Raw genomic sequence first — 23,856 nt, 5'->3', positions numbered from 1 at the left:
CCAATTCGCAAGTCTTGTCTACAGGCTTACCCCCCCGTGTTAAATACTGGACAAAGGCGTCCTGCTCGAACGAGTGTACTCGTTTCGTCAGGACGCCTTTTTTTTGGCCGGAAGTTTGGGTGCCGGGACAAGTTGCGAACCCTTTCGCCGAGTAGCCACAGAATGGTTAACTCGGCGCCTACGGATTAATCTGAATCGACAGAGGCCTGAGATGAGTAACAAACAAACCCTGGTTGTGATTGGCAACGGCATGGTTGGCCAGCATTTTTTGAGTAGTTTGGCGGGCAGTGCGGCGCTTGCAAACTACCGGGTAGTCACGTTCTGTGAAGAACCGCGTCCTGCATACGACCGCGTGCACTTGTCGGAATATTTTGCCGGCAAAACCGCGGCAGACCTGTCTCTGGTCGAGTCCGGTTTTTTTGCCGAGCACGGCATCGAAATTCATTTGGGGGACAAAGCCGTCGAGATCGATCGCGCCGCCAAGCAAGTCACCTCGGCGAAAGGCTTGACGATAGCTTACGACAAGTTGGTATTGGCGACCGGCTCCTACCCGTTTGTGCCGCCGGTGCCTGGCCACGAGCGGCCGCAGTGCCTGGTATACCGTACCATAGAAGACCTTGAGGCGATTCAAGCCGCCGCAGCGCAGTCTAAAGTGGGCGCCGTCGTTGGCGGCGGGTTGTTGGGTTTGGAAGCGGCAAAAGCGCTGAAGGATTTAGGTCTGGAAACCCACGTCGTCGAATTTGCCCCGCGCTTGATGGCGGTGCAATTGGACGAAGGCGGCGGCGCGATGCTGAAACACAAAATCGAAGCCCTGGGCGTCAACGTGCATTTGAACAAAAACACCACCTTGATCGACGACGGCATGCAGTGCCGGCACAAAATGAATTTTGCCGACGGTCAAGTGCTGGAAACCGACATCGTATTGTTCTCGGCCGGGATCCGGCCGCGCGACGAAATTGCCCGCCAATGCGGGCTGGAAGTCGGCCCCCGCGGCGGCATCGTCATCGACAATCAATGCCGAACCTCCGATCCGGACATTTACGCGATCGGCGAATGCGCACTGTGGAACGGCCAGATTTTCGGTCTGGTCGCGCCGGGTTATACCATGGCCAGAACTGTCGTCGCCGCATTAAACGACGACGCGGCCAGCTTTACCGGCGCCGACATGAGCACCAAACTGAAGCTGATGGGCGTCGATGTCGCCAGCATCGGCGATGCTCACGCCAAGACGCCGGGAGCATTGGTTTACACCTACCAGAACGGTTCAGACGAAATCTACAAACGCTTGGTGGTCAGCCAGGATCAAAAACACCTGCTCGGTGCAGTGTTGGTCGGCGATGCCGCCGGCTACGGCACCTTGTTGCAATACTGCCTGAACGGTATCGAGTTGCCGGAAAATCCGGATTCTTTGATTTTGCCGCAGCGCTCCGACCAATCGGTGGGACTGGGGCCGGATGCGCTGCCGGCGTCGGCACAAATCTGCTCTTGCCACGACGTCAGTAAAGGCCAGGTCTGCGGCGCGATCGAAGCCGGTTGCCTGACGTTGGGCGATTTAAAAGCGCAGACCAAAGCCGCCACCGGTTGCGGCGGTTGTTCGGCGCTGTTGAAGTCGGTATTGGACTGCGAATTAGGCAAGATGGGCGTCGCGGTCAGCACCGACCTGTGCGAACACTTTGCCTACACCCGCCAGGATTTGTACAACCTGATCATGGTCGGCCAGATCAAAACCTTCGACGAATTACTGGATAAACACGGCAAGGGCTTGGGCTGCGAGGTTTGTAAGCAAGCGGTCGGCTCGATTCTGGCCTCTTACTGGAACGACTACATCCTGGAAAAACCGCATATCGGTCTGCAGGATACCAACGACACCTTCCTGGCCAATATGCAGAAAGACGGCACTTATTCGGTGGTGCCGCGGATCGCCGGCGGCGAAATCACCCCGGATATGTTGATCGTGCTGGGACAGGTCGGCAAAAAATACAATTTGTACACCAAAATCACCGGCGGCCAGCGCGTCGACTTTTTCGGTGCCCGGCTGGAGCAATTGCCGGCGATCTGGCAGGAACTTACCGATGCCGGTTTCGAATCCGGCCACGCTTATGGCAAGTCGCTACGCACCGTCAAGTCCTGCGTCGGCAGTACTTGGTGCCGCTACGGTGTCGACGACAGCGTGGGTTTGGCGATCGAACTGGAAAATCGCTACAAGGGTTTGCGGGCGCCGCACAAAATCAAATTCGCCGTGTCGGGTTGCACCCGTGAGTGCGCAGAGGCCCAGGGCAAGGATATCGGCGTCATCGCCACCGAGAACGGTTGGAATCTGTACGTTTGCGGCAACGGCGGTATGAAACCGCGCCATGCCGATTTGTTCGCCACCAATCTGGACAAGGAAACCCTGATCAAATACATCGACCGGGTATTAATTTTCTATGTGCGTACCGCGGCCCGGCTGCAACGCACTTCGGTCTGGATGGAAAACATGGAAGGCGGTCTGGACTATTTGAAGTCGGTGGTGATCGACGACAAGCTCGGGATTGGCGGCGATCTGGAGCAGCAGATGCAGCGTGTCATCGACACCTATCAATGCGAGTGGAAAACCACCTTGCAGGACGAACAACGCCTGAAACGGTTCCGCCATTTCGTCAACAGCGACCAAGCCGACGACAACGTGGTGTTTGTCGAGGAGCGCGGCCAGATTCGGCCGGCCAACGATTTCGAGCGCAAACATTTTAAACTGGTTGAGGAGGCCGCCTAATGAACAATTGGATCGATGTCTGCAGTATCGACGATTTGCAGCCGGATTCCGGTATTTGCGCTCTGGTCGGCGGCCAACAAGTGGCGATTTTTTATCTGCCGCGGCGGCAAGCGGTTTACGCGGTCGGTAATTTCGACCCGTTCAGTCGCGCGAATGTGTTGTCGCGTGGCATGATAGGCGACATCGGCGGTGAGCCGATGGTGGCGTCGCCGATGTATAAGCAGCATTTTCATTTACATACCGGCGTCTGTTTCGAAGATCCCAGCGTCGCAACGCCTGCATACCGGGTCAGAATCGATCGCGGCAGGGTAGCGGTGCAGTTGCCGGAGTAAACCGATGAAATACCGCTATTACATTGCCGACGTATTTACCCGGCAAATCTTTAATGGTGCCCAGATTGCGGTGTTGCCGCAGAGTAACGGTCTAAATACCGAAACGATGGTTGCCATCGCCAAGGAATTGAACCTGCCGGAAACCGTGTTCTTGTTTCCAGGCCAGGGTGCGGGTAGCGGTCGGCGAATGCGTATCTTTTCTCCGTTAGGGGAGATTCAGTTTGGCGGTCAGTCCATTGTGGCCGCGGCCTATGTGATGGCCGCTTGCGGCGATATTGCGTTGGCCGACCCGGTGACGCCATTGTTGCTGGAACAAAACGTTGGCGTGATCGAAGCCAATATCTCCAGCGTCGGCGGTAAGCCGACGTTGGTGCAGTTTAGCCGGAGCATTAGCGCCGTCGTCGACCGTTTTGCCCCGAGCGATGAAGAGCTGGCCCAATTCCTCGGTTTGCAAATCGCCGACTTGGACCATAAGAAATATTCGCCGCGCCTGGTTTCCTGCGGATTTCCGTATCTGGTGGTGCCGGTGTGGAGTTACGAATCGGTGCGCAAGGCCCGATTCAATTATTCGGCATGGAGCCAGTCCAGCGCCCCGCAAACCGCCGCTCAGGAAATTTTGTTGTTCGCGCCGAAATCGCCGAACCCGGAAGCCGATTTCACCTTGCGTTTGTTGGGACCGAACATCGGTATGCATGAAGACCCGCCGGTCGGCAGTGCAACGCCGGCTTTTTGCAGCTATCTGTGTTCCTTCGAACACACGCGTAAGGGTACCCATGTGTTCGCCGTCGAGCGCGGCCACCACGCCGGTCGCCGCAGTTTGATACAGTTGGAAATGGACAACAAGCAGCAGGAGTATCTGACGGTCCGGGTTGGCGGACAGGCGGCAATATTTGCCGAAGGTACTATCGATTTGTCGGATTGAACCGACGTATGACAGCCGGCGCGTGCCCGCAGCCGGCTGCATTTGCCGGCTTATTCCCGGCTTTTAGCGCGTTTTGAGGTTGAGCCGACGCGTTTTTTGCTTTTGTCTTTCTTGACCAAAGCGGCGTCGAAACGGGAAATGTTCAACGGCTTGCCGGCCACGCGCACTTTTTTCAAAGCTTGAAATAAGTCTTTCGGCATGCCGGCCGGTAACTCCACGGTGCTGTAGTGTTCCTCGATTTTGATACGGGCGATGTGGTCGCCGTCAATGCCGGTTTCGTTGGCAATGGCGCCGACGATATTGCCGGGTTTGACGCCGTCGGCGCGGCCGACTTCAATGCGGAACATTTCCATTTCCACCGCGCCGACGCGGCCTTTTTCCCGGCGCGGGCCACGTTCGCCCCGCTCGGTTTGCGGTTTGCTATCGGCATCTTTGCGCGGTTTTTTGCCGCTGTCTTTGAGCAGTAACGGCGTATCGCCCTGCAACAGTCTGGCCAGGGCCGCGGCGATGTCCATCGCCGGAACGTTATGTTCCACCTGGTATTGGTTGATCAGCTGCGTATAAAAACTCAGTTCTTCGCCGGCCAGCGTGTCGGTGATGCGCTGTTTGAATTTGTTGATCCTGGCGTTGTTGATGAATTCGGTCGACGGCAGCTGCATTTCCTCGACTTTCTGTTTGGTGGCCTGTTCGATATTGGCCAGCAGGCGTTTTTCACGTGGCGAGACGAACAGGATCGCGTCGCCGGTGCGGCCGGCGCGGCCGGTGCGGCCGATACGGTGAATATAGGACTCGGTATCGTAAGGAATGTCGTAGTTGACGACGTGAGTGATGCGGTCGACGTCCAGGCCGCGGGCGGCAACGTCGGTGGCGATCAGAATATCCAGCTTGCCGCTTTTCAGGTTGTCGATGGCACGTTCGCGCAGTGCCTGCGACATGTCGCCGTTGATTGCCGATGCGGAAAAACCGCGTGCCTCCAATTTTTCGGCCACTTCGATGGTCGCGGTTTTGGTGCGGACGAAAATGATCATGCCGTCGAAATTTTCCGCTTCCAGAATCCGGGTCAAGGCGTCCATCTTGTGCAGGCCGCTGACAAACCAATAACGTTGGCGGATGTTGGCTGCCGTGGCGGTTTTGACCTTGATTGTGACTTGTTCAGGGTTGTTCAGGTATTGCTGGGCGATTTTGCGGATCTCGCTTGGCATCGTTGCCGAGAACAATGCGGTTTGCCGGGTCGGCGGAGTTTGCTCCAGGATCCATTCCACGTCGTCGATGAAGCCCATCCGCAGCATTTCGTCGGCCTCGTCCAGCACCAGGGTTTGCAATTGGTCCAGTTTCAAGGTGCCGCGACGCATGTGGTCCATGACCCGGCCCGGTGTGCCGACGATGACATGCGCGCCCCGGTTCAGTTGGCGCAATTGGCTGGTGTAGTCCTGGCCGCCGTATATCGGTAACACATGGAAGCCTTTGATGTGAGCGGCGTAGCATTGGAAGGCTTCGGCCACCTGGATTGCCAGTTCGCGGGTCGGCGCCAGCACCAGGGCTTGCGGGTCTTTTTGCTTGATGTCGATGCGGTTCAGGATGGGCAGGGCGAAGGCGGCGGTTTTACCGGTACCGGTTTGGGCCTGGCCCAACACATCTCGGCCGGCCATGACGAACGGTATGATTTGAGCCTGAATCGGCGAAGGGGTTTCGTAACCGACGCTTTCCAGCGCTTTGAGTATGGGATCGGTGAGGTTGAGATCTTTGAAGGAAGGCGCGGTTGCGGAGGGCGTATCGGACATTAAAAATACCTGTAGATGAAAAGAGATCGGCCGGCTAGGAGCACAGTCATAGCCGGCATTGTAACGCAGTTCGGTTGAATCTTGCTTAACTTATTGATAATTACAGAAAAATATCGATACGCTATGCTGCCCGGTTTGCCGAATAGCTCAGGCAAATAAACAGAAAAAATTGGGCGCCGAAAATCAGGTTCGCCATCAGCAAATGCACCGGTTGTGCAAACGCCGGGAAGCCTAAACGGTCCAATGTGACACCGGCCAGAATAGCCGTCACGATTAAGCCCGCCAGGACATAGCCTAGCCGCAACAACAGGTTGCCGGCGGCCGCTTGCTCGCGGATTTTCCAAACCAGCCACAGGTTGGTAAACAGAATGATCGACGAAAACGAGCGGTGGACGTAGAAGATGATTGGAAAACTGTCGCGCCAATATTGGCGGTCAATGTAACTGTGCTCGTGAGCGATGTAATCGACTGCTTCCCGTACCTGGGTGCCCATCGCGATTTGCAGTAAGGTCATGCCCATGGCTACTTTCAAAACCGTCGCGAAACGCGGCGTCAGCCAATGTGTGTCTATCGCCTGGAGCAGAGGTTTCTGCGAGCGGGCGATGGCATAAATCAACAGTGCGACGATGCCCAGGGCCAGCAGCATGTGCAGCGTAATCATCAGCGGTTTTAGGTTGCTGGCTACCACGGCCGAACCGAGCCAGCCTTGAAAACCGACCAACAAGAACACCGACAGCGCCAAATAAAAAATAGTCTTGTCGGCTTTCAGATAAATGCGCGAGGACCAAGCCGTCAGGAAAATCAAGAAACCTATCGTCACGCCGACCAGGCGGTTGGTGTATTCGGTCCAGGTCTTCACCGGATTGAAGGCCGTATTCTCGTAACCGCGCGCAGCATATATTTCGTGGTAATTCGCCGGAAGCTGCGATTCGTCGGTGGGTGGGACCCATTGGCCGAAGCAGGTCGGCCAGTCGGGACAACCCATGCCGGCTCCGGAGGCGCGGACGATGCCGCCCACCAGAATCACAAAATACACGGCGAATATTGTCAGCGCGCCTAGGCGACGGAAGCGGGCGGCAGCCTGATCGTCTATCATGGTGTGGCGGGGTTATAAAAACATGGACTGGGCCAATTCGATCTCTTCGGAAACCCCTTCGATTTCCAAAATTTCGGCATCGGCTTGCAGGCCCAATTTGGCAAAAGCCGGCACCGTACTCCAATCGACCCGGCAGGCGGGATGATCGGTACCGGCGATGCTTTGTAAGAAGGCAACTTGTACCAAGTCCACATAGTCGGCTTGCGGACCGGAGTCCCGCTGAAAATCGACGTATTCAGACGGCACCCGCTTCAATTCTTCCGGAAAATTCCAGGTATTCATGATGAGTTTACCGACGTGCGGATGGGCCTTTTCCAATAGTTTGTCGAGTCGGGAGGGGCTGTCGCGGAATTCCGGAATTTTTTCCACCAAGGTCAGTATCGGCAGTTTGCCGATTTGGTGGATCAGGCCCGCCAGCATGGCTTCGTCGGCGTTCAAGTGTGGAACGAAAGAACTCAGGGCGCGGGCGATCGCCGAGACGTTCACGCCCTGTTCCCAGGTGCTGCGGAAGTAGCTTTCCAACAATGCGCTGGCAGGCGTAAACATCTGCTGCATGATCAGGCTGGTGATCAGAGTCCGGATCGTGTTGTTGCCGAGCCGGGTTACCGCCATTTGAATGTTTTTGATTTCAACGGTGCCACGGTACAAAGGACTATTGGAAACCTGAATCAGACGTGCCGAAATTGCCGCGTCGGTGGCGATGATTTCAGCCAGACTTTGCGCGGTGGCGTCGCCTTTGGTAACAGCTTCTCGGACTTTGATGGCAACGTCCGGCAGCGTCGGCAATACCAGACGATTGGCGTCCAATTCCGCTTGTACGTGGATCAGAAAGTCTTGAACTGATTTGAATTGCATGAATGAATTTCCGTTATTGGACCGAAATCAGCGTCAGTTGCGCGTGGTTATCGCCGTCAAGTATAAGGTGTTTTGGCATACCATCAACTATTTGCAGGACCAACAATAGGCGCGTGCTGTTTTCCCAGGTGGCGGCAGTGAGGACGCTTCCGACCGTTTGTGTGTCGCCGTCCAAAACGGCGGCGCCAGGCTGCGGTTGGCTGGCGCCTGAGCAGGCTGCCACGAACAACGCGCGTTTAACTTTACCGAGGTAATGAGTCCGCGCCACAATTTCCTGGCCGGTATAACAGCCTTTGTTGAAACTGATACCGCCGAGTCGGTCGATATTCAGCATTTGCGGGATGTGCTGCTCGGACTGCTCCGGACCGAACCACGGTAAACCTGACGCTATATCGTGGTAGCGCCATTCCGCCGGGCTCCCGTGGGTAAAACCGGGCTGACCAGTCAATTTTTCTACTTGGCTAGCGACTTCGTGTTCCGGCACCAGCCACAAAAACCGTTCGCTGCCGGGTAGCTTGAGCAAGAGCTCCGGGCCGGTAGACACTGCAAAATCGGCCTGAAGCAACGTTCGGTCGTTGAAGTTGCTGGCGCAACCGGTGATGCCGAATATTTTCAGCCGGTCGTCCATCGTCAATTCCACTTTGGAACGCAGCACATACATGCGTAGTTTGCGGTAAACGCTGTCCCTTAGCGCGAGCGGCAGAATCAATAAGAATCCTGGTGGCGTTTTGACCACTAACAGCGTACTAATGACCCGGCCCTTGGCGTTACAAAATGCCGCGATGCTGGCTTGCGATTCGCTCAGGTCGAGCACGTTGCAGGTGAGTTGGCCTTGCAAAAAGCCGGCGGCATCAACACCGTTGACGCCGATGGCAGCCAACCCGGTGTCGGCGTATAGTTTTTGGGGAAGTTTCGCTGGTTCTGCCGCTACGGCCGGAGTAGGGTCTACAATCATAAGGCTGTTAAAACCGAGAATAATTTGATTAGTTTACCTTAGGTAAGGCCGGGTGAAGGTTTTGTGACCAAAAATCTCGAGCAAAGCGTGGATTTTAACTTTGGCGTTTCCCGACAGCGCCGGATATGTGTTAGCGTCTTGCACAGCTTGGCGTTGGCCGGTTGTTGGCTGAATGGGTTACCGGCGGGTTGCCGGGTAAGTCTGGCGGCGTTGGTGGTTTTGAGCTGGGCCAAAGCAATTGTGGCCGAAAAGGTCGGGCCAATCCAGTTACGCTTCCATTTGAGCCGAGGCTGGTCGGTACGAGAAGGGCGAGGCGAATTTCTCCCGATTCGCTTGCTGCCCAGCTCCGTTGTTAGCCGGGTGGTGGTGGCGGTGCATTGGCGCGACGGGAGTGGAGTCCGCAACTCACTCGCGGTGTTCCCTGACATGTTGCGACGCGACCAGTTCCGCAGGTTGTTGGTGTGCCTGAAAATTTCCCAAATTGACCAAACCAAATGAACGCTACTTCTCGAACCATCGCGTTAGAAATAGGTGCATTGAAAAACCTGCCGGCCTTACCTGAGGCCAGTGTCAGAATACTTGCTGCCGTGAATACGCCGGATATTTCGATAGATAGGCTGAGCTCGGTGTTGGCGTTGTCACCAGCGCTGGTAGCCAGACTGTTGGGATTGGCCAATTCTGCCTATTTTTCCCGCGGTGGTGTTGTCAGTGATTTGCGTACCGCGATTTTCCAGGTTTTGGGTATGGACTTGGTCAAGTCGTTGGCGTTAGGGATTGTGTTCAACGCCCAATTCGATACCACTAAGTGCCAACATTTCGATAGCGAGCGCTTCTGGAGCGAGTCGCTATTGATTGCGATTGCGGCGCAAAAATTGGCGACGGAAAGCCGCCATTTGCATGGTTTCTCGGTATCGACGGTTTATACCAGCGGTTTATTGTTGAATATCGGTTTGCTGGCGCTCGGATTTTTGCTGCCGGAGCAGCTGAACGCGATCCTGGAAAAATGCAAAACGTCCGGGGAAGCGGTCGGTGACGAAATCGCCCGGGAATTTGGGCTTAGCCATTACCAATTCGGCTACGTGTTATTGAATAGATGGCAATTGCCGGTGGTGTATCAGACCGTACTGGCGAACTTCCGGCAACCGAATTTTAGCGGCCCGGAACGGCCTTTGCTGGTACTGCTCGGTTTGTCCCGCCAGTTAAGCGCCCGCATTTATAGCGGAACGGCGGTAAATAGCGGCGTGGTGGATGCGGCTTGTCGCGAAATCGAATTATCGGAACCAGCTATCGAAAACCTGGTGGATTGGCTAGCTCAAAACAAGCAGGCTTTAGATAGCTTGGCCGGCGTGATGGGGGCGCGATGAATTCGCAATCCGAAGGCTCAAATCCTAGTCAAGCCGGCGGCATTCATGACTTGGTGATGGATTTGTTCAACGCCTTGTCGGCGATTAAGCAGTTGTCGGAACTCGACTGCCAGATCGACGACGAAGCCCTGCTGGTAAAACAAGCGCTCACCGGTTTGATTCAGTATCAGGACATGGAGCGCTGCTCGTTTTTTATGCTGGATGATTTGGGATGCCTGACCAATTTAGCCGGAACCAGCATTCAAGAGTCACTGCAGGTGGTAGAGTCGGTACCGGACACGCCGCTAACCTTCAAAATCGGCGAGGGGATAATCGGTGCGGCTGCCGCGACCGGTGAGTTGCAGTATTGCCGAAATTGCCTGGAAGATCCGCGTTTCGAAAGAACGACGGATGCTACGCCGCCGGGTTCGCTGATCAGCGTACCGGTGTTCACCTTGAATCGGCAGCTGATCGGCGTGTTGAACGTATCGCATCCGCAACCGTTTTACTTCAACGATTGGCACATCCGTCTGCTGGAAATCTACAAAAATATCCTCGGTCAATTGATTACTAGCCAACGTTTGGTGCGGCAAATGGAGCGACGAATCGCGTCGCGGACGGCCGAATTGGAAAGTCTGGTCGCTGAAACCAATCAGCTCAAAGAACATTTCGCCAGTATGTCGATGCACGATCAGTTGACTGGCCTGCATAATCGGCGATTTTTTTACGATCAGGTCGAAATTGTTGTCGCCCAGCATATGCGTTATCGCAACAGCTTGTGTTTGTTGGTGCTCGATATCGATCATTTCAAAGTTGTTAACGACCGCTTCGGCCACTTGTTCGGTGACCAGATACTGGTCGGTGTCGCTTCCGCATTAAAACGCCAAGTCCGCAGTACCGATATATTGGTGCGTTTCGGCGGCGAAGAATTTGTATTGATTTTTACCAATACGGCGAGCGAGAGCGGTAAGGTTTTCGGCGAGCGGATTCGGCAGGAAATCAGTAAATTGGAATGGAAATTGGGCGGTCAGAAGGTAAACGTGACACTGAGTATCGGCCTGTTTTGCTTGGCAGCCGACAGCTATTCGGATAACTTGGCGCCGGACATCGACGAGATGATTAACTGTGCCGATGCGGCGCTTTACCAGGCCAAAGCCAATGGCCGCAACCAATTAGTAGTATTCGACGACCACATAGTGCGCGGCGATTAACGTTGTCGGCTCAAATCGGTTGTTCGGCGGCATTATCGATTCTAAAATCGGCGCGATTGTCATCAAAACGGAGAACGGCGTTGTGTTCTCTTGGTATCTGGGAGGAGATCGAATGAAACAAATGTTACCGCAGTGCGTTTTATCGCTGGGATTGATATTAGCAAGTTGTGTGGTGCAGGCCGATCAGGCCAGCGACATGCAAAAAATGCTCAACGATCAGGTTATGGCCAAACCCTTCAGCGTTGAGGACGAAGCCAAACTCAACAGCTACATCGAAGAAGCGACGAAAAGAGGTACGCCACCGAAGTCCGAGCCCAGTAAATACTGGCGCCGCGGTTACACCTGCAACGATTTACGGCGTTACTCTTGGAACGATTACCGGGATTGCAGTTATTACTACCGTTATTACGGCTATTATTGGCCTTACTAAATTGCAGTTTTATTTTTGGATCAATTCATTTGGAGATATAGATGGCTATTGCTCGAAACACATTCATGAAACTTGCCGGTGCGGCGGCTGTGGCCGCAATGTTGGGCGGGTGTGCCGCCGTACACACATCGATTGCCAAAAAGGACCTGGACGTCCAAACCAAGATGAGCGACACGATATTTCTCGATCCGGTCGGGCCGGAACAGCGCACCATCTTTCTCGATGTGCGCAATACCTCGGACAAAGCCAATTTCGACGTGATGTTACCGGTGAAACAAGCTCTGCAGTCCAAAGGTTACATCATTTCCACCGATCCGGAAGCGTCGCATTATTGGTTGAGAGCCAATGTGCTCAGTGTCGATAAAGCCAGTCCCACCGCGGCGGAATCGGCGTTGCATTCCGGCTACGGCGGTTCGTTGGCGGGCGCGGCGGCCGGTGCGGCAATCGGCGGCGGCCTCGGCGGTTGGTCGGGAGCCGGTATTGGCGGTTTGGCCGGTGTCGCGGTTGGCGGCGCCATCGAAACCATCGCCGATGCTGCAGTCAAGGACGTAACCTACATGGTGGTCACCGACATCGAGATCGCGGAAAAGGCCAAAAGCGGTGTTGTCGTCAGGCAGGACAGCCAACAGGACGCCAAGCAAGGCATCGGCGGTTCGCGCCGGCAAACATCTTCGGAAGTCAGCGACCGAAAAAAATACCGTACGCGGATCGTCAGCACTGCCAATCAGGCCAATTTGGAATATGAGGCGGCGGCGCCAAGCTTAACCTCCGGTTTGGTTAGATCGATCTCCGGTTTGTTCTAAAACGCTTTTGCTTCTATCCGATACCTTTGCTGCGCCAGAGCTGTCCAGGCGAGGGTATCGGTTCTCAATTCGTAAAATCGCTGTATAATCCGCCGCCTCTCCAACCCGGCCGTGTTGTGCCGGACATTCCTGTCAAATTTCGAAATTATTGCTATGGCACTTCATTGTGGAATCGTCGGCTTGCCCAACGTCGGCAAATCAACCCTGTTCAACGCGCTGACTAAAGCGACCATCGCTGCCGAGAACTATCCTTTCTGCACCATCGATCCGAATGTCGGAGTGGTTCCGGTACCCGATCCGAGGATGGATAAACTGGCTGAAATCGTCAACCCGGAGCGGGTATTGCCTACAACCATCGAGTTTGTCGACATCGCCGGACTCGTGGCTGGCGCCTCGAAGGGCGAAGGTTTGGGAAACCAGTTTCTCGGCAATATCAGAGAAACCGATGCGATCGTGCATGTGGTGCGCTGTTTTCATGACGATAACGTGATTCACGTTGCCGGTAAGGTCGACCCGGTCAACGATATTGAAGTCATCAATACCGAATTGGCCTTGGCCGACATGGCTTCGGTGGAAAAAGCCTTACAGAAATCGGCCAAGGCTTCCAAATCAGGTAACAAAGACGAGTTGGCCAGAAAGCAGGTGTTGGAACGGGTCCTGGAACACCTGAACGCCGGTGAACCGGTCCGCACCTTGGGGCTGAGCGAAGACGAAGCTAAATTAATTAAGGAATTGTGTTTGATCACGATCAAGCCCACCTTATATGTGGCGAACGTCCAGGACGACGGCTTCGAAAATAATCCGTTGTTGGATAAGGTAAAAAACTTTGCCGACGGCGAAGGCTCTAAAGTGGTGCCGGTATGTGCTGCGATCGAGGCCGAAATCGTACAGTTGGACGACGCGGAAAAGGTCGAGTTTCTCGCGGATTTAGGCTTGGAAGAGCCCGGGTTGAACCGGGTGGTGCGAGCGGCTTACGAGTTGTTAAATCTTTCAACCTACTTCACGGCAGGGGTCAAAGAAGTCAGAGCATGGACAATTCCGGTCAATGCGCTGGCGCCGCAAGCAGCCGGCGTGATTCATTCGGATTTTGAAAAAGGCTTTATCCGGGCCGAAGTAATTTCGTATCAAGATTTTGTCAATTACAAAGGCGAACAAGGTGCGAAAGATGCCGGCAAATGGCGTCTGGAAGGTAAGGAATATAAAGTGCAGGACGGCGATGTGATGCATTTTAGGTTCAACGTTTGACAAGGTTTTGACGCGTCAGTATAATGATCGCTTGTTTCGTTGAACAAGATTTGTGGCGACATAGCTCAACCGGTTAGAGCGCGGGATTCATAACCCCGAGGTTCCAGGTTCGATTCCCGGTGTCGCCACCATTTAAAGCAAGGGCTTGAGATTTTCTCAAGCCCTTTTTTTATGCGCGTTCGTCGTCGTGCAGCCCGTGGGCAAGGCTTTGTCAGGGTTGGTCGATTATTGGTTGGTCTGTTCGGGGGTTAGTACCGTGTTAGTCGGGACGCGGCTGTTGTCCGGAGCCGGGTAGTCCTTGGTGTAATGCAGACCGCGGCTTTCCTTGCGTTGCTGTGCGCAGCGAATGATCAGTTCGGCAACAATTACCAAGTTGCGAAGCTCTAGGAGGTCGCTGGTAATGCGGAATTGGCCGTAGTATTCTGCGATTTCGTCTTTCAGCAACACCAGTCGATTCATTGCCCGTTCCAGACGCTTGTTAGTCCGGACGATACCCACGTAGTCCCACATGAAGCGGCGTAATTCGTCCCAGTTGTGGGCTATCACTACTTCCTCGTCCGAGTCGCTGACTTTGGATTCATCCCAGTCGGGCAATGCTATCGGCTCCGGCAGTTGGTTGAAAATCCGCCGGATATCCTGGTTAGCTTGTTCGGCGAAAACCAGGCATTCCAATAACGAGTTGCTGGCCATTCGATTCGCACCGTGCAGGCCGGTGCAGGCAACTTCGCCGATGGCGTATAAACCCGGAATGCCGGTACGGGCATTGGCGTCGGTAACCACGCCGCCGCAAGTATAATGAGCGGCCGGAACCACTGGAATGGGTTGCTGGCTGATGTCGATATCCAATTCCAGACACTGCATGTAGATGGTCGGGAAGTGCTTTTGAATGAACTCTCGGGATTTGTGGCTGATATCGAGATACACGCATTCGATACCGTGCTTCTTGATTTCGCTGTCTATGGCACGGGCGACGATGTCGCGCGGCGCCAATTCCATACGTTCGTCGTAGCGGCGCATGAAGCGTTCGCCGTCCGGTAAAATCAAATGACCGCCTTCGCCGCGTACCGCCTCGCTGATCAAGAAAGAACGGGCAGTGGGATGATAGAGGCAGGTCGGATGAAACTGCATGAATTCCATGTTTGCCACTTTACAGCCCGCCCGCCAAGCCAGCGCGATACCGTCGCCGGTAGAAATGTGTGGATTGGTTGAATATAAGTAGACCTTGTTGGCGCCGCCCGTGGCAAGTACCACGATCTTGGCCGCAATGGTCTTGATTTTTCCGGTCTTGCTGTCCAGAACGTAGGCGCCGCATATTCGCTGTTGCTTAGCCCCCAGCTTGGTCGCGGTGATTAATTCCACGACATTGTGGTATTCCAGCAAATTGATGTTGGGATGAGCTTTAGCGCGGTCGATCAAAGACAGCGATACGGCTTTGCCAGTCGCGTCGTCACTGTGTACGATACGCCGGTGGGAGTGTCCGCCTTCCCGGTTAAGATGCAATTGTTTTACACCGTCGGCGCCGTGTTCTTCGGTAAAGTTGACGCCTTGAGAGCGAAGCCACTCTATACTTTGCCGGCCCTGGGCGACGCTGAGGCGGACTATGTTAGGGTCACACAGCCCGGCGCCGGCGATTAACGTATCCTCGATATGAGATTCGATGGAGTCGTGACGGTCGTCGAATACCGCTGAGATCCCGCCTTGGGCGTAGTAAGTGCTGCATTCGGTCAGCGCAAATTTCGCCAGCACTGCGACTCTAAACCGATCCGCCAAATGTAGTGCCAAGCTCAGTCCGGCGCCACCGCTGCCGGCAATCAAGACGTCGTAGTGAAGGTTTGCGTTTGGGACGGTATTGCTATGGGTCAAGGTCGTCAAGTGGATCAGCGAAGGAAAAAGTTCAAACCGGCCGGGAATAATATCTTGTTTTATCTGGCCGGCAATTTTTTTTGTATTGCCAGAACTAATAAGGTTTAATTCTGTCTATCTCATCAGAAAAATAGAGCAGTGAACGAACAAATTAGCAACACCGAAGATGTCGATCAAAGCTTGGTGCGGAGGGTGCAGCAAGGTGATAAATCCGCCTTCGATCTTTTGGTTTTAAAGTATCAGCATAAGATCGTCCACTTGGTGAATCGTTACGTTAAAGATCCCAGTGAAGCGCAGGATGTGGCACAAGACACCTTTATCAAAGCCTACCGGGCTCTGGGCGATTTCCGCGGAGAGAGTGCCTTTTACACCTGGCTTTACCGGATCGCGATAAATACAGCTAAGAATTATCTCTTGTCGCGCTCCCGTCGCCACTCTGATTATGAGATCGACGTTCAAGATGCGGAGCAGGTGGAAAACGCGCCGCAATTGAAAGATATAGAAACGCCCGAGCATCAACTGATGAACGAGCAAATTGTCGCTGTAATACGAGCGGCTATTGAAAATTTACCGGAAGAAATGCGAATAGCAATTACTCTCCGAGAATTCGAAGGGATGAGCTATGAAGAAATAGCCGAGGCTATGGATTGCCCTATCGGCACCGTGCGTTCGCGGATTTTTAGAGCCCGCGAAGCCATTGACCAAAAATTAAACCCATTGCTCGACTAAAGGTGTATCGATGCAGGAACAACTTAACGAAAAACTATCGCAATTCATAGACGACGAACTGGATGGCGCGCAATCGCTGGAGTTGCTGACAGCCGTTAGCGAAGACGACGCCCTGAAAGACAAGCTAAGGCGCTATCAAATTGCCAGTCAAGTGTTGAAAAGTAGTGAGTATTCGCTGGTGAGTAGCGATTTTGCCGACAAAATCCATCAGCAATTACGTCATGAACCGATTTATTTCATGCCGCGGCAGAAAGCGGCGATAAAGTGGCAAAAAGCCGGGCTTGCGATCGCTGCATCTACAGTCCTCGCCGTTGTCTGGCTAGCCAGTAAAGTCGAGCCTAGGCAAGCTAATCCGTTCAGTGCCGTCGGCGTGGTGGCGCATAGCGGTTCGGAGTCAACTGAAATGCACGCCCGTTTTAAGGACTATTTGCAGGCTCACGACAACACGCTTTACGTAAACACGGTGCAGGCGGCGCAACCTTATGCGCGGGTGGTGGGATATTCGCAGGAATAAGGACGTGAGATTATTACTGGTTGTTTTGATCGGCTTGATCGCCGAAACCGCTGCCGGCGACAATCTTACGGCGGTGCAATGGTTGGATAAAATGAATCTGGCGATGAAAACCCTCAATTACGAGGGTACCGTAATTTTCATGAAAAACGGCCAGATCGAAACCATGAAATATCGACATAGCGTCGATAACGGTGTCTCGCAGGAACGCTTATCTTCCTTGAACTCGCCGATGAGGGAGGTGACGCGCAAATCCAACGAAGTCACTTGTGTGTTCAAGGAAACCAGCGAAAAGGTGATTAACCACCATCCGTTGGACAGTTCTTTTATCATTAATATGCCGAGTAGTGCGGCGATGTTACAAAAGTCCTACAACTTGGAACTGGCTGGTCAGGAATCCGTCGCGATGTTGCCGGCGCAAATCGTTGCGGCGCAGCCGAAAGACCAACTGCGTTACCCGAGAAAAATTTGGATCAACACCCAAACCTTTCTGCCGTTGAAAATCGAAGTTTATGGTTTGGAAGGGCATGCTCTGGAACAAGTCATGTTCACCGACTTGAACACGCAGGCTGGAGCAGAACCCCTCAACGGCAATAACGTTGACGATAAGTTCCACACTAAACACATCCACAGCGCACAAGCCGAGCCTTTGGACAGCGCTACATTCGTTTTGAAAAATTGGCCTCAGGGTTTCGAGCCAGTCTTTTTTATCCGCAACTCGATCCAACAGTCGCAGAAAGCCGTAGACCATCTGTTGGTCAGCGACGGCTTTTCCACCGTTTCGGTTTACCTCGAAGCTAAGGAAGCCGATGGCATCAACGGTTTGCATAGTTTGGGAACTGTCAACTCTTTCAGCAAAGTGATAGACAATACCCAGATTACCGTGCTCGGCGAAGTTCCTGCGGAAACAGTCGAACTGATTGCCGGCGGCATCGCGTTTCGGCAATAAACGTCTTCTTATATTTCATTCGTACGTTTGGAGATTACATGCTTAATAAGCTGTTTTATGGATTTCTTATAATGCTTTTGGCGATCAACTCCGGTTACGCCCAACTGCCTGACTTTACCGAAATGGTGAAGACCAACGGCGATGCCGTGGTGAATATCAGCACCACCCAGAAAGCGACCGATTCGCAAGCCGGGGCCGACCCTCAGCAAATGCCGCAAGACATGCCGCCGGAGATGGAGGAGTTCTTCCGCCATTTCTTCCAGGGGCCGGGCCGAGGCTACACGCCACGGGAAACCAATTCGCTGGGTTCCGGCTTCGTCATCTCGCGCGACGGCTATATCCTGACCAATCATCACGTGGTGAATAATGCATCGGAAATCGTGGTCAAATTAAAAGACCGCCGGGAATTGATCGCCAAATTGATCGGTTCCGACGAAAGTACCGATGTGGCTTTATTGAAAGTCGACGCTAAAGACCTGCCGGTGGTGGAAATCGGCGCACCCGACCAATTGCAAGTCGGCGAATGGGTATTGGCGATCGGCACCCCGTTCGGTTTCGACCAGTCGGTCACCGCCGGTATCGTCAGTGCCAAGGGTCGCAGTTTGCCGGACGGCAACTATGTGCCTTTCATTCAGACCGACGTGGCGATCAACCCCGGCAACTCGGGCGGCCCGCTGTTCAACATGCAGGGCAAGGTGGTCGGCATCAACTCGCAGATCTATAGCCGCTCAGGCGGTTACATGGGATTGTCGTTTGCGATACCGATAGACGTGGCGATGAACGTGGTCGACCAAATCAAAAGTAAGGGCAAGGTTTCGCGCGGTTGGTTAGGCGTGCAAATTCAAGACGTTACTCGGCAATTGGCGGAGTCGTTTGGCATGGACCGTCCGCACGGCGCGTTGGTATCAAAAGTGATTCCCGGGGGTCCGGCCGAGAAAGCCGGCATCCAGATTGGCGACATCATTGTCGAATTTAACGGCCAAGTCATCGAAACCTCAGGCGAATTGCCGCCGCGGGTAGGCATGACGCCAGTCGATGAAAAAGCTAAAGTCAAAATCATTCGCCAGGGCGACAAGCAAGACATTACGGTAAAAATCGGCTTGTTGCCGGCGCAGCAAAGCATGGCGGCTGCCGGACCGTCGGCGGCTCCGGAGACTGCGGTGAACCGGTTGGGGCTGGCGGTGGCTGATCTGACTGCTGAACAACGCCAACAGTTGCAGGTGGAAAAGAATGGGGTCCTGGTCCAGAAAGTCGGTAAAGGGATTGCCTTGGATGCCGGGATTCAGCCGGGCGATGTGATTTTGCGGATTCAAAACACCGTGGTGCGCGATGCCGCTGAATTCAACAGCATCGTAGCCAAATTACCGGTTGAAAAATCTATTGCGCTTTTGGTACAACGTAACGGCAGTCCGGTGTTCTTGGCTTTCAAAATCGAAAAATGATTGAGGTGACTCAATGCCTGCCGCCAGTAATGTAACTCAATTGATCGGCAACACGCCGTTGGTCAAATTGCAGAAAGTCGTCGAGGAAAACTCGGCGACGGTATTGGTCAAGCTTGAGTCGAGAAATCCCGGTGGCTCTGTAAAGGATCGCATCGGTTTAGCCATGGTGCAGGCGGCGGAAAAAAGTGGTCAACTGCGAGGTGGCGGGATCATTGTCGAACCCACCTCGGGGAATACGGGGATTGCGTTGGCGATGGTGGCCGCAGCTCGCGGTTACCGCTGCATTCTAACAATGCCGGAGACCATGTCGGTCGAGCGGCGCCAGTTGTTGGCACTTTACGGAGCGGAAATCGTATTGACGCCCGGTGCGGACGGCATGAAAGGCGCAATTGCCAAGGCGCAGGAGATCGTCGCCAACCATCCCGGTGCATTTATGCCGCACCAGTTCGAAAATCCGGCCAATCCTGAGGTGCATCGACAGACCACCGCTCAGGAAATTTGGTCAGCCACCGACGGTCAAGTCGATGCGTTCGTCTGCGGGGTCGGTACCGGCGGCACCATTTCCGGCGTGGCCGACGTGATTAAAAACCGCAATCCGCAGTTCAAGGCTATTGCAGTGGAACCGGCCGAGTCGCCGGTCATTTCCGGCGGCAACCATTCGCCGCATAAGATTCAAGGTATCGGAGCCGGTTTCGTGCCGAAGAACTTGGAAGTGGATTTGTTGGACGGCATCGAACTGGTCAGTACCGAGCAGGCCTTTGCGATGCGCAAGCGCCTGATCGAGGAGGAGGGTATCATGGCCGGCATCTCTTCAGGCGCCAGCGTCTGCGGTGCCGTCAGAGTGGCGGCGCAACTGGGCCCCGGGAAAACCGTTGTCACCATCGTCCACGACACCGGCGAACGTTATCTCAGCATGAGTTGAACCCGAATTCGGGTTTCACGCTGGTCATTAGAACAATAATTATGAACGACACCAGCAACAAGCACCGCCCCGGCGGGCCCGGCTATTTTCTGAATCGGATTCAGACTCTATTCGTCAGCATGCTGCGCATCTGGACGATACCCATTGTTCTGATGCTGAGCGTTTCCTCCGGTTTTACCACCTATTACGGTCTGTCGCATTTCATCACCCCGTGGATCGCGCTGGTGATCACCGTCGCCATTCAATCCATCATCGTGATTTGCTCGCTGGAGATGGCCGGGATTCATTGGACAGCCAACCGGATTCGATATTTCTCGGTGGTGGCGTCGTTGACCGTGGCGATCGCCGCCTCGATCACTTTTTCTTATTTCAAGTTTTACGAAATATCCGAGCGCGAAACTCTACACATTAACCGTCTGAATCAGTTGCGCCAGCAGAGCAAGGACTATCTGGACGCCGTAATGCAGCTCAAGAGCCGAATCTCGCTACAGCAAAAACAGGATTTGGATAAAGCCTCGCTCGACGCCAGCCAAGCCTATTTCGGCACCCATAATCAGATCGGTCCCGGCTACAAGAATCAGGTCGGCGAAGGCCCGTTCTGGCGGCATTACAACCAGATTTACCAGGAAAAAAAGCAGGCGTTGCAACAGCAGGAGCAAACCTTCCGCGAGCTGGACGAGCACATCCGCCAATTACACATAAATTTGAATCAGCTGGATGTGAGCAGCGACGAAGCTACCTACGCCCAATTTTTGAAGCACTACCAGGATATCCAACTGGGCGTGAACCAATTGGCCAGCAGCATGGGCGTGAGTCCGCCGGATGCGCCGTTGCCGATGACCTTCAAACAATTCGTCGAGGACGTGAAACCGTCGTTTGCGATGTGGCGCGGATTTTCCTGGTTCGCTTTCGTCTGCGCGGCCATGGTGGATTTTTTTACCGTGCTGCTGTCGTACCGATTGGAGTTCACCGCGCCTGGGCCATTGACGGTGCAGGAGGAAGAATTGGTATTCGAGTGCCTGCGCCAGTTCACCGAGTTTCGCATCAACCAGAATGACGAGCTGGAAATGGTGATCGAAAAATCCGATCTGGAAAAGGCCCGGCGCTATTCGGATTGGACCCGGATGTTTGTGGTCGGCCTTCTCCTTAGCCGCGGATTTTTGCGCAAAGTGGACCACCGTACTGTGGAATTCGCGCCCAACCTGTATCCGTTGGTTGCCGAGAAAATGTCGGATAAAATCGCGGCTCTGAAACAAAAGGCGCTCACTGCGCCGGCCGGCCATGAATAGCTCAGTATCCGAACTGGATGCCTGGCTCACCGGCAGCGATCTGCAGGATGATTTAGGTGCCGATGACAGCTACTGGTTGGCCGGCTTCGATGCCGACCGCCAAGTAGTCCTGGTTAAGTTGGGGCCTTATCAAAAGCTGTATTTGCGGCCGAAGCAATTCATCAGGCGCTTTTACCACACGCTTTATCCGCTGCCGGTGGAGTCCTGGCCTTACCGCCGACAGATAACGCTGTTCGAAGGGTTTTGCACGCTGGACTTGGCGCTGGATTTGCGGTTTCAGGCAACGTTCGATTACGCACTCAAAAATGCCGAATTGTTGCCGGATATCAACGCCCATATCCGCAATGTCTACGCCGCTATGGTCGAGGATGCCGTCAATCTGGAGTTGCAGACTCTGGCCGACGGTAACTGGGTCCATACCGGTCTGGCCGATGCCGAAAAACGCATCGCCCAACGCATCAACGAATTATTGGCGCAACAGCAGATTCAGTCTTTGGCGGTTTGCAGGTTGAACGCCGGTTTTGCCGAATTTCCCGATGCCCAGTTGGGGCGCGACGCCGTTTACGTTAACGTGCTGAAAAAAACCTTCGAATTGAACCAGACCAAAAATCTGGAGTTGTCGCGACAACAGCGCTTGCTCGAAGAAGAGGAAATTCACGAAAAACGCCAGCAATTGGAACATTTGCGGCGGATGATCGATCTGGAACAACAGATGCAGGCGCTCGAAGCCGAAAAACAGCGGCGTTTGGCTGAAGACAAATTCGAGCAATTGACTCAGCAACTGGCAATCGAAAAACGGCTGCATGCCGAACAACTGCGGCACGATACCGAGTTACAGGAAATGCGCTTCGAAGCCGAATTGCTCAGCCAGGAAAAACGCCAGGTCCGGCAACGTAGTGCCGAGAACCGGCAATTGACCGACCAATTGGCGCACCGGGCGGGATTGCACGAGCAAGAAGTCTTGGCCGAACTTCGTATGCAGCAGCGGGCTCGAACTTTGATGCAGGAACACGATTTGGCAGAGCCAACAGGAGGCGAGCATGGAGAGGCTTAATTCGATGCTATTGATCGTCGTATTCGGCGTATTGATGGCAATGTTGAGTGGTTGTAGTGTTAATTCGACGCTACAGTTCCGTACCGAAATCGATGCATTGGCCGCGCCCGGCGCAACGATCGGCAACCGTTTTCTGGTATTGCCGGGCAATCCGGGCGGTAACGAGCAGGATTTGCAATTCATCGAATTCAAAGGTTATATCGAAAAGGTACTGGCTAACCGCGGCTTCGTCAAAGCGGCGACAGCTCAGGACAGCGATCTGGTAGTGTTTCTCGGCTACGGCGTCGGCCAGCCGGAAGTGCACCAATACGCTTACGACGTACCGATGTGGAACGATTGGGGCTACTTTTACCCGTACCGAAGATCATTTTATTACCGCGGGTTTTATCCGGGTTTTGCCGGCACCGGATATACCCAACGCATCGACACATACACCACTTTTCGCCGCTATCTGACCTTGGAAGCCTGCGAAACCGGACCTTATTTGACGCAGCAGCAACGCAAACAACTGTGGAAAACCAGCGTGCAGAGCGGCGGCGCCAGTAACGATTTGCGCTTGGTGTTTCCTTACATGGCTGCCGCGATGCAAGGCTATATTGGCGCCAATACCGGCCATATGGTGACGGTGGATATCGACGAAACCGATCCGTTGGCGCGCAGTTTATTGGGGCCGCTCCCGGCCGCCGCACCGCTGCCGCCGCGATAAAACACAATAATCACAGTCAGGAGTTCGCCATGAACAGATCGAACCTTTGCCGATACGGATTGGCTGTCGCTATCGGCCTGCTGAGCGAAACCGCATTTGCCGCCAAATACAACTTGGAACCGGGCGATGCGGTGCTGACCAATTGCCGCGACATTTACACCAAAGGCGAAATCAAGGCCAAAGTCGACGACGGCTACACCGTGCATTTTCCGAAGCACAGCGGACCTATCCATTGTCCGCCCTTCCGCTGGCATGCGGAGTTTGTATTGCCGTTCCAGTCGGTGCCGGAGTATCGCCTGGAATTTCTGGGCGGGTTGAAACGCGATATTGTGTTCAAGCTTGGCGAACCGGTGACGTTTCGGGTGGAAACCGACAAGCGCGTCGTCAAAAACAGGAATTCGATCGATATTGACGCCCAAATCACCGATATCAGCGCCAACGGTGCGATTGCGGTCAAATTGCTCAGTACCGACCCGGAAGCAGCCGCGACTTTCTGGCAATGGATAGGCGGCAATTACGTCGATTTGCGCCACAAATACTTGGAACCGGAGCGGGCCAAGCGTTCTCGCTAAGACATCGGTTCGCCTTGCCACCGTTGCAACAGTGCGCGGTGGGCTGTCTTATCGGGTAAGCCGGGGCGGGCGCCCAAGCGGGTGCAACATAACC

Annotated in this window: 23 protein-coding genes and 1 tRNA gene; 19 read left to right on the top strand and 5 right to left on the bottom strand. The window is 54.2% G+C overall.

The window, feature by feature from the left end:
* The first annotated feature begins 211 nt into the window (after positions 1–211).
* The 3 genes from nirB to C2U68_RS05645 are packed head-to-tail and all read left to right on the top strand — an operon-like array spanning position 212 to position 4,006.
* The gene (nirB, locus tag C2U68_RS05655) at positions 212–2,752 is read left to right on the top strand and encodes a nitrite reductase large subunit NirB (RefSeq protein ID WP_140911545.1); all 2,541 of its coding nucleotides are present in this window, start codon (positions 212–214) and stop codon (positions 2,750–2,752) included.
* A complete protein-coding gene (nirD, locus tag C2U68_RS05650; protein WP_140911544.1) occupies positions 2,752–3,084 on the top strand; it encodes a nitrite reductase small subunit NirD in 333 nt (110 codons plus the stop codon). Before nirB ends, nirD begins: the two co-directional genes overlap by 1 nt.
* Before the next feature lie 4 nt (positions 3,085–3,088).
* On the top strand, positions 3,089–4,006 hold the full coding sequence (locus C2U68_RS05645) for a PhzF family phenazine biosynthesis protein (RefSeq protein ID WP_140911543.1): 918 nt from the start codon (positions 3,089–3,091) through the stop codon (positions 4,004–4,006).
* A gap of 50 nt (positions 4,007–4,056) precedes the next feature.
* Here C2U68_RS05645 and C2U68_RS05640 read toward each other — a convergent pair whose 3' ends face one another.
* From C2U68_RS05640 to C2U68_RS05625, 4 genes are all read right to left on the bottom strand, one after another.
* On the bottom strand, positions 4,057–5,787 hold the full coding sequence (locus C2U68_RS05640) for a DEAD/DEAH box helicase (RefSeq protein ID WP_140911542.1): 1,731 nt from the start codon (positions 5,785–5,787) through the stop codon (positions 4,057–4,059).
* Positions 5,788–5,908: 121 nt separating this feature from the next.
* Positions 5,909–6,883 (bottom strand): COX15/CtaA family protein, encoded by a 975-nt coding sequence (locus C2U68_RS05635; protein WP_140911541.1) that lies wholly within the window; start codon positions 6,881–6,883, stop codon positions 5,909–5,911.
* A 12-nt stretch (positions 6,884–6,895) separates the two neighbouring features.
* Positions 6,896–7,738 (bottom strand): HDOD domain-containing protein, encoded by an 843-nt coding sequence (locus C2U68_RS05630; protein WP_140911540.1) that lies wholly within the window; start codon positions 7,736–7,738, stop codon positions 6,896–6,898.
* A 13-nt stretch (positions 7,739–7,751) separates the two neighbouring features.
* Positions 7,752–8,693, bottom strand: a complete 942-nt coding sequence (locus C2U68_RS05625; RefSeq protein WP_140911539.1) for a YgfZ/GcvT domain-containing protein — start codon at positions 8,691–8,693, stop codon at positions 7,752–7,754.
* Positions 8,694–8,756: 63 nt separating this feature from the next.
* On the opposite strand from C2U68_RS05625, the gene C2U68_RS05620 reads away from it, so the two are divergent.
* From C2U68_RS05620 to C2U68_RS05590, 7 genes are all read left to right on the top strand, one after another.
* Positions 8,757–9,191 (top strand): protein YgfX, encoded by a 435-nt coding sequence (locus C2U68_RS05620; protein ID WP_140911538.1) that lies wholly within the window; start codon positions 8,757–8,759, stop codon positions 9,189–9,191.
* Positions 9,188–10,057, top strand: coding sequence for an HDOD domain-containing protein (locus C2U68_RS05615; protein WP_140911537.1), 870 nt, complete (start codon positions 9,188–9,190; stop codon positions 10,055–10,057). The genes C2U68_RS05620 and C2U68_RS05615 overlap by 4 nt, the downstream gene beginning before the upstream one ends.
* Positions 10,054–11,247 (top strand): sensor domain-containing diguanylate cyclase, encoded by a 1,194-nt coding sequence (locus C2U68_RS05610; RefSeq protein WP_140911536.1) that lies wholly within the window; start codon positions 10,054–10,056, stop codon positions 11,245–11,247. The genes C2U68_RS05615 and C2U68_RS05610 overlap by 4 nt, the downstream gene beginning before the upstream one ends.
* Positions 11,248–11,359: 112 nt before the next feature.
* Complete coding sequence (locus C2U68_RS05605) at positions 11,360–11,677, top strand: hypothetical protein (RefSeq protein WP_140911535.1); 318 nt, start codon at positions 11,360–11,362, stop codon at positions 11,675–11,677.
* 41 nt (positions 11,678–11,718) lie between these two features.
* Complete coding sequence (locus C2U68_RS05600; RefSeq protein WP_186289506.1) at positions 11,719–12,480, top strand: complement resistance protein TraT; 762 nt, start codon at positions 11,719–11,721, stop codon at positions 12,478–12,480.
* Between the two features lie 153 nt (positions 12,481–12,633).
* Positions 12,634–13,725: a redox-regulated ATPase YchF gene (gene ychF / locus C2U68_RS05595; RefSeq protein WP_140911534.1), complete on the top strand. Its 1,092-nt coding sequence runs from the start codon at positions 12,634–12,636 to the stop codon at positions 13,723–13,725.
* A 54-nt stretch (positions 13,726–13,779) separates the two neighbouring features.
* Positions 13,780–13,856 (top strand) — tRNA-Met (locus tag C2U68_RS05590).
* Between the two features lie 94 nt (positions 13,857–13,950).
* Here the strand turns inward: C2U68_RS05590 and nadB are convergent.
* Positions 13,951–15,597, bottom strand: coding sequence for an L-aspartate oxidase (gene nadB / locus C2U68_RS05585; RefSeq protein ID WP_140911533.1), 1,647 nt, complete (start codon positions 15,595–15,597; stop codon positions 13,951–13,953).
* 129 nt (positions 15,598–15,726) lie between these two features.
* Here nadB and rpoE point away from each other — a divergent pair, with 129 nt between their 5' ends.
* From rpoE to C2U68_RS05540, 9 genes are read left to right on the top strand one after another with little or no spacing between them, the layout of a single operon-like run.
* Positions 15,727–16,317: an RNA polymerase sigma factor RpoE gene (rpoE, locus tag C2U68_RS05580; RefSeq protein ID WP_140911532.1), complete on the top strand. Its 591-nt coding sequence runs from the start codon at positions 15,727–15,729 to the stop codon at positions 16,315–16,317.
* Between the two features lie 10 nt (positions 16,318–16,327).
* A complete protein-coding gene (locus C2U68_RS05575; protein ID WP_140911531.1) occupies positions 16,328–16,831 on the top strand; it encodes a sigma-E factor negative regulatory protein in 504 nt (167 codons plus the stop codon).
* A gap of 4 nt (positions 16,832–16,835) precedes the next feature.
* Positions 16,836–17,777 (top strand): MucB/RseB C-terminal domain-containing protein, encoded by a 942-nt coding sequence (locus C2U68_RS05570; RefSeq protein ID WP_140911530.1) that lies wholly within the window; start codon positions 16,836–16,838, stop codon positions 17,775–17,777.
* Between the two features lie 38 nt (positions 17,778–17,815).
* Positions 17,816–19,219 carry a DegQ family serine endoprotease gene (locus tag C2U68_RS05565; protein WP_140911529.1) on the top strand — a complete coding sequence of 468 codons (1,404 nt, stop codon included), beginning with the start codon at positions 17,816–17,818 and terminating at the stop codon, positions 19,217–19,219.
* Between the two features lie 13 nt (positions 19,220–19,232).
* Complete coding sequence (cysK, locus tag C2U68_RS05560; RefSeq protein WP_140911528.1) at positions 19,233–20,141, top strand: cysteine synthase A; 909 nt, start codon at positions 19,233–19,235, stop codon at positions 20,139–20,141.
* Positions 20,142–20,182: 41 nt separating this feature from the next.
* The gene (locus C2U68_RS05555) at positions 20,183–21,430 is read left to right on the top strand and encodes a hypothetical protein (protein WP_140911527.1); all 1,248 of its coding nucleotides are present in this window, start codon (positions 20,183–20,185) and stop codon (positions 21,428–21,430) included.
* Complete coding sequence (locus C2U68_RS05550) at positions 21,423–22,484, top strand: hypothetical protein (RefSeq protein ID WP_140911526.1); 1,062 nt, start codon at positions 21,423–21,425, stop codon at positions 22,482–22,484. Before C2U68_RS05555 ends, C2U68_RS05550 begins: the two co-directional genes overlap by 8 nt.
* Complete coding sequence (locus tag C2U68_RS05545; RefSeq protein WP_140911525.1) at positions 22,471–23,190, top strand: hypothetical protein; 720 nt, start codon at positions 22,471–22,473, stop codon at positions 23,188–23,190. The genes C2U68_RS05550 and C2U68_RS05545 overlap by 14 nt, the downstream gene beginning before the upstream one ends.
* A 29-nt stretch (positions 23,191–23,219) precedes the next feature.
* A complete protein-coding gene (locus tag C2U68_RS05540; RefSeq protein ID WP_260839227.1) occupies positions 23,220–23,762 on the top strand; it encodes a hypothetical protein in 543 nt (180 codons plus the stop codon).
* Positions 23,763–23,856 lie beyond the last annotated feature (94 nt).

Source organism: Methylomonas koyamae (genome assembly GCF_006483455.1).
Classification (GTDB): Bacteria; Pseudomonadota; Gammaproteobacteria; order Methylococcales; family Methylomonadaceae; genus Methylomonas; species Methylomonas koyamae_B.
Note: the sequence above shows the minus strand (reverse complement) of the source record. Positions and strands in the feature narration are given on the sequence as shown.

What these genes read in the sequence shown, in the direction of transcription:
- nirB (WP_140911545.1), top strand. Translation starts at nt 212, where the DNA reads ATGAGTAACAAACAAACCCTGGTTGTGATTGGCAACGGCATGGTTGGC.
- nirD (WP_140911544.1), top strand. Translation starts at nt 2,752, where the DNA reads ATGAACAATTGGATCGATGTCTGCAGTATCGACGATTTGCAGCCGGAT.
- C2U68_RS05645 (WP_140911543.1), top strand. Translation starts at nt 3,089, where the DNA reads ATGAAATACCGCTATTACATTGCCGACGTATTTACCCGGCAAATCTTT.
- C2U68_RS05640 (WP_140911542.1), bottom strand. Translation starts at nt 5,787, where the DNA reads ATGTCCGATACGCCCTCCGCAACCGCGCCTTCCTTCAAAGATCTCAAC.
- C2U68_RS05635 (WP_140911541.1), bottom strand. Translation starts at nt 6,883, where the DNA reads ATGATAGACGATCAGGCTGCCGCCCGCTTCCGTCGCCTAGGCGCGCTG.
- C2U68_RS05630 (WP_140911540.1), bottom strand. Translation starts at nt 7,738, where the DNA reads ATGCAATTCAAATCAGTTCAAGACTTTCTGATCCACGTACAAGCGGAA.
- C2U68_RS05625 (WP_140911539.1), bottom strand. Translation starts at nt 8,693, where the DNA reads ATGATTGTAGACCCTACTCCGGCCGTAGCGGCAGAACCAGCGAAACTT.
- C2U68_RS05615 (WP_140911537.1), top strand. Translation starts at nt 9,188, where the DNA reads ATGAACGCTACTTCTCGAACCATCGCGTTAGAAATAGGTGCATTGAAA.
- C2U68_RS05610 (WP_140911536.1), top strand. Translation starts at nt 10,054, where the DNA reads ATGAATTCGCAATCCGAAGGCTCAAATCCTAGTCAAGCCGGCGGCATT.
- C2U68_RS05605 (WP_140911535.1), top strand. Translation starts at nt 11,360, where the DNA reads ATGAAACAAATGTTACCGCAGTGCGTTTTATCGCTGGGATTGATATTA.
- C2U68_RS05600 (WP_186289506.1), top strand. Translation starts at nt 11,719, where the DNA reads ATGGCTATTGCTCGAAACACATTCATGAAACTTGCCGGTGCGGCGGCT.
- ychF (WP_140911534.1), top strand. Translation starts at nt 12,634, where the DNA reads ATGGCACTTCATTGTGGAATCGTCGGCTTGCCCAACGTCGGCAAATCA.
- C2U68_RS05575 (WP_140911531.1), top strand. Translation starts at nt 16,328, where the DNA reads ATGCAGGAACAACTTAACGAAAAACTATCGCAATTCATAGACGACGAA.
- C2U68_RS05565 (WP_140911529.1), top strand. Translation starts at nt 17,816, where the DNA reads ATGCTTAATAAGCTGTTTTATGGATTTCTTATAATGCTTTTGGCGATC.
- cysK (WP_140911528.1), top strand. Translation starts at nt 19,233, where the DNA reads ATGCCTGCCGCCAGTAATGTAACTCAATTGATCGGCAACACGCCGTTG.
- C2U68_RS05555 (WP_140911527.1), top strand. Translation starts at nt 20,183, where the DNA reads ATGAACGACACCAGCAACAAGCACCGCCCCGGCGGGCCCGGCTATTTT.
- C2U68_RS05550 (WP_140911526.1), top strand. Translation starts at nt 21,423, where the DNA reads ATGAATAGCTCAGTATCCGAACTGGATGCCTGGCTCACCGGCAGCGAT.
- C2U68_RS05545 (WP_140911525.1), top strand. Translation starts at nt 22,471, where the DNA reads ATGGAGAGGCTTAATTCGATGCTATTGATCGTCGTATTCGGCGTATTG.
- C2U68_RS05540 (WP_260839227.1), top strand. Translation starts at nt 23,220, where the DNA reads ATGAACAGATCGAACCTTTGCCGATACGGATTGGCTGTCGCTATCGGC.